The sequence below is a fragment of the Ruegeria sp. BHSB056 genome, assembly GCF_059613305.1.
This window is the reverse complement of record NZ_JBXWSG010000196.1, coordinates 1-1366: the sequence shown is the minus strand read 5'-3', so window position 1 is coordinate 1366 and position 1366 is coordinate 1. Positions and strand designations below refer to the sequence as shown.

The window sequence follows — 1366 nt, the reverse complement described above, 5'->3', positions numbered from 1 at the left end:
TTTTGGGGTTCGGTTGGCTTGCGGCTGGCAATGCAACGGGATGGGATGCAATTTCCTTCTTTGGGCTCAGTGCGATGGGGTTGGCCATGGGACTCACTGTTGTCGCGCTGCGTCCCATTCCTTTTGCGATACCGCTTGCTGCGGCTGTCCTGTTTATCATTCGGACTTGGGCTGTTTCCCAGAATTCTGAACAGTCAAACTGGGCCGAGCCGCTGACGGTTCTGGCCCTGTTCTCATTATTTTGTACAGTCGCAGTGCCATTGGTCCGGCCACACTGGCTCGAAAAAGACAGAGTGCTCAGGCTGACGTTGTTGGCCGTTGCCCCGCCCTTGCTTTACTACGTTTGGATCGTTGCTGGATCGCTTGGTGCGGGGTTCTTTTCCGGAGTTATTTCATGACCAAAGAGACCATCAAAACGGCTGATGCAAAGCTGACCGTATATCTGAACGGTCCGAACTGGGGCGGCGTTCCCGCCGCAACCTTTGGCGATTTTTCCTGTAAATCGCCCGAAGCCGGCCTCGAAATACTGCGCAAAGGCATAGAGCAGGTGCAAGACGCCGGCCTCGACCGCATCATTGGACCTATGTCGGGCGATACCTGGCACAGTTACAGGTTCGTCGCAGACAGCGACGGGACCGCTCCGTTCCTGATGGAGCCCAGCAACAAACCTCATGAGCCCGAGGTGTTCCGGTCGGCAGGTTTTGCCGAGATAAGCCGGTACTTTTCGGCGCGGGTGCCGCTACAGGCCGCTGCCGGGTCGGCACCGCCGGAAACCGATGGTTTCGTTGTGGAAGAGTGGGACGGAACAGACCCAGAAGCCCTGTTCCGTCAGGTCTTCGATCTTTCGACCCGGGCGTTCTCAAACAACGCGTTTTACAAGCCGATTTCCGAGGCAGATTTTCTGGCCATGTATATGCCGGTTGTGCCGATGATGAAGCGCGACCTGATCCTGTTTGCACGCCGCCGTAACGGAACATTGGCCGGATTTCTGTTCGGCATTCCCAACTATGCCGAAGGCCCCAATCCGAGGTCCGCAATCCTAAAGACCTATGCAAGTCTCGAACCTGGTGCCGGGCGGCATCTGGCACACAGGTTTCACATGACGGCATTCAGCATGGGGTACGACACCGCCATTCATGCGCTGATCCATGATAACAACAGTTCTGCCGACCGCAGCGCAACGGAAGGCGCGACGATTTTCCGACGATATTCCCTGCTTGGGCTGAAGCTGAATGGCTGACCTGCTCGCACATTTTTCGGCTGCGGTTGAACGGTCCCCAGACAGGACCGCAATAGTGGACGGTAAGGGCCGCCTGATCAGTTTTCTAGCCCTGCACACGCGCGTTCAGCACTTGGCAGGTCAGTG

General features: G+C 56.9%; 2 protein-coding genes. Both read left to right on the top strand.

Going from position 1 to position 1366, the window contains the following annotated elements; translation table 11 throughout:
* Window positions 1-398 (top strand): hypothetical protein (locus AC2FND_RS20285; protein ID WP_496771499.1); only part of this gene is annotated, 398 nt, incomplete at its 5' end.
* Window positions 395-1240 carry a hypothetical protein gene (locus tag AC2FND_RS20280; protein ID WP_496771498.1) on the top strand — a complete coding sequence of 282 codons (846 nt, stop codon included), beginning with the start codon at window positions 395-397 and terminating at the stop codon, window positions 1238-1240. The genes AC2FND_RS20285 and AC2FND_RS20280, both read left to right, overlap by 4 nt.
* Window positions 1241-1366: the final 126 nt, after the last annotated feature.

Excerpts from the sequence above, each read along its gene's own strand:
- AC2FND_RS20280 (WP_496771498.1), top strand. The coding sequence starts at position 395 with ATGACCAAAGAGACCATCAAAACGGCTGATGCAAAGCTGACCGTATAT.